Source organism: Pseudoalteromonas sp. BZA4 (genome assembly GCF_040104395.1).
GTDB lineage: Bacteria > Pseudomonadota > Gammaproteobacteria > Enterobacterales > Alteromonadaceae > Pseudoalteromonas.
Map to the genome: position 1 here is coordinate 1 of NZ_JBECOT010000123.1, position 3,236 is coordinate 3,236.

At 41.0% G+C, this 3,236-nt stretch carries 6 protein-coding genes; all 6 read left to right on the plus strand.

Features of this window, described 5'->3' with window-relative positions; all coding sequences use genetic code 11:
- The first annotated feature begins 421 nt into the window (after nt 1–421).
- Entirely contained in the window at nt 422–787 is a 366-nt protein-coding gene (locus ABMY41_RS21550; RefSeq protein ID WP_024592045.1) for a glyoxalase superfamily protein, read from the plus strand.
- Nucleotides 788–936: 149 nt separating this feature from the next.
- Nucleotides 937–1,371, plus strand: a complete 435-nt coding sequence (locus ABMY41_RS21555) for a hypothetical protein (RefSeq protein WP_063529658.1) — start codon at nt 937–939, stop codon at nt 1,369–1,371.
- A gap of 81 nt (nt 1,372–1,452) precedes the next feature.
- Entirely contained in the window at nt 1,453–1,833 is a 381-nt protein-coding gene (locus ABMY41_RS21560; protein ID WP_024592043.1) for a hypothetical protein, read from the plus strand.
- Between the two features lie 226 nt (nt 1,834–2,059).
- A complete protein-coding gene (locus ABMY41_RS21565) occupies nt 2,060–2,287 on the plus strand; it encodes a hypothetical protein (protein WP_349276231.1) in 228 nt (75 codons plus the stop codon).
- Between the two features lie 75 nt (nt 2,288–2,362).
- Nucleotides 2,363–2,659 carry a hypothetical protein gene (locus tag ABMY41_RS21570; RefSeq protein WP_024592041.1) on the plus strand — a complete coding sequence of 99 codons (297 nt, stop codon included), beginning with the start codon at nt 2,363–2,365 and terminating at the stop codon, nt 2,657–2,659.
- A 246-nt stretch (nt 2,660–2,905) separates the two neighbouring features.
- The coding region (locus ABMY41_RS21575) for a transposase (protein WP_235378354.1) at nt 2,906–3,236 on the plus strand (331 nt) is incomplete at its 3' end.

Here is a 3,236-nt window from a genome sequence, read left to right on the forward strand (position 1 = left end):
AACCTTCGTTACATTGTCAGAGCCGCTACTTTATTCAGGCTCCTAGGATCATCTGGTGATACAGATGGTTCACTCATTAAGCGGTGAACAGCGCTTCATACGACTTCACGTCGCACGCCCCAAGACGTGTTAACGTAATTACTCTATAGGTCGGCTTTGAGCGATAATCGGTCATTGATACTGGCTAAATATCGTCGTTAATAGATTGGTTAAACTGCTCTTTGCGCATATATTCATGAAAATGAGCGCCGAGCGCATATTGTCCTATTTAACTTTTCTTTAAAGTTTTAGAAAACTTAGTGATAGTAATACCTTAGGTTATTTGTTAAAACTATATAATGTAGAAAAATGAGCGTAGCGTCGGCAGAAATATGCGCGATGAGCGCACTATTAAATTGTTATGTGTAATGGAGTAGATGGCATGGAGTTTCAGACGATCCCAATAATGCGGATTTTCGATGAAGATAAAGCAAAAGAGTTTTACCTTGGCTTTCTCGGTATGGAACTAGATTGGGAGCATCGTTTTGAGGATGGTTACCCAATTTACATGCAAGTTTCGCTTGGCGATTTTGTTTTACATCTGAGTGAACACTCTGGTGACTGCACACCGGGCAGCAAGGTCTTCGTTAATGTAAGCAATCTTGATCAACTTTTCGCACAAGTTACTGCAAAGCCTTACAAATACAACAAACCAAGCATTGAAGATGCCCCTTGGGGTGCAAGGTGTTTTACCGTAACAGATCCGTTTTCAAACAGGATATTGTTTAATGAATCAGCAGACACATAACAATCAAATTTTATCGCCAGCAAAAAGCGCTGGCTGCGACGTCAACCCGCTGCGCGGCTTTCCGCGCTAAATTTGGGCGTTAAGCATACGAGGAACCATGTCCAGTGAAGTCACCGTGGCTAAAATATGAATCGAGGTTGGCAGACTGGATGAAACAGTTTGCTAGCGAAAAGTTGTCGTTCACTAATGGTTTTCAAGCAATCCCTGGCTTTCCTTCAAATGGATTTCGTGCTGATGGGCTGCTAACTGATGGGAATGTTGTTATAGCCTTGGAAGTGGAGGTAAAACAAACTCACCCTGATACAAATGTTGGAAAATATTGGCTCTTAAGCCAGTATCAAGCTTATGAAAAGGTGATTTTGTTTCATGTTTATACTCCAGAGTACACATCTTATCCTTGGCGCCTTCAGCTAGGTCAGTTTTATGCCTCAAAAATGGCGATAGAGTTGCCATTTGAATATGAACTAGTCGATCAAAGAGAAGCTATCGATACGAACTCATCATTTGAAGCAGTAACTAGAATTCTAGAGCAAAGAATACTCGGTGAATTCGGAGTAATTGCTGGTAAGTCGCAAAATGCTTAACAAGTGCAGGTTGTCGGACGTGTGCTACGCTGCGCTCCGCACCCGCCGCAACTGCAGGCGTTATGTGCTCTAAGGTATCTCATGCTCTCAATCACCAGTGAAGATAAAGAGAATCAACTTAAAAGTTATTGTCAGCATTGGCTGAGCTTATTAGCCACAAATCAATTTGAAGACGCAGAAAAGCTCATTGATATAAACAATAACTATGGTGTTGTATGGGCAGAATCTGAACTCAAAGACGCTGTGCATGATTACTTTGGTAGCGATGCCCCTGTGAGTTTTCAAAACGAAAATATAGCGAATTGTTACCCTGAGTTTTTAGAAACCGATTCAGGCTCATTGATCTTCGGCTTTTATTTACCCGCCAATGGCGAGATAACCGACCTAACTGTTGAATTTGAGTTTGTACCAATTGGGAACAACAATTATGCTGCAACAATCAACGATGTTCATGTTCTGTAGCATGTACGCACATAACAAGCGCCAGCACATCGCGCCTGCGGCGCTGGACTCGCAACAAGTTGCTCGCCCGTGTGGCGGGCGTTAGCTTTGCGGAGGCTTTATTGACATTTTAATATTAGTTATCGCCTCAGTATTATTCTTTGTTTTGGTTATAAAGTTGGAATCAATGATTCCCATCAACTTTTTGGACAAAGCAGAAAGAACGTTTAACGACCTAGGTGCAAACGTGCAGGTAAGAACAAATTCTTACTCTCGTTTTTATAACACCAAAGGACGATTGGTAAAAAAGTCGGATATAGCAAAAATCCAAAAAGCGGGTTGTCTTACACTTTTTACATTATCGGATAACGCAATCGATATTACGGTGCATCCAGCTAATAAAGATACTGTGTTTGAAAAAGCTAAAAGTATATTTAAAGAGGCTCAAGTTGTTGAAATTGATATACAAAGCTAACAAACCAATTATTCCGACCTCAACTCGCTGCGCTCTTTTCGTCGGCATATTGGGGCGTTATGTTGGAGCAGCATATTGATCGCTCGTATTAAGACAATCAGTTTTGGGGTATTAGTAGCTGCATTAATCATTACGATCACGTTGATGGTAGCCGATGTTGAATTTTATGGGCTCCTCAGTGTTTACGTATTTATGGTTTTATGGAGTTTACACAAGATATTTTTGTGGCTCATCGGTGATGAGTTTGGCATCGCCGTTCAGGTGAAAATTAAGAAAGACGCACCAAAAGCAATTCGTTTCCTTGGGCTGTTATTTGTCTGCTTTGTTTTTTATTTCGTAGCTAAGGGGCTTATCAAGCATGTTTCAACATAACAAGTTGCTTAATTTCGTTCCGGCCACAAACAGCATGGCCTCCACTGGACTGCCTACGCTGCGCTGCGGCAGCCAATTAGCAAAGCGTTAGCACTGTCCACTTATGGCACAGACTGTGTGAAAACTCTGATCACCTTTTGGTCTAAGTATCTGCTGCTTATGATCGATTAATCTATACATTTAGTTCACTTAATATACTGATATTTATATAATAAGACTATTGATTCAGTCGAGGGTTGAGGCAATATGTCAAAGTTTATAAGCGGTGAAGATCGTAACCAATCAACGTTATTTCCAGAATCGTTGGAAGACTACGTCAGTGAAGATAATACGGTCAGAGTAATTGATGTTTTCATTGAGGAACTAAATCTAGCTGAATTGGGGTTTAAAGGATTAACCTTAAAGTCCACAGGCCGCCCTAAGTATCATCCAGCCACACTATTAAAGCTTTATCTTTATGGTTACCTCAACCGTATTCAATCATCCCGCCGATTAGAAACCGAATGCCAACGCAATATTGAACTGATGTGGCTACTTGGTAAGTTGGCACCCGACTTTAAAACGATTGCTGATTTTA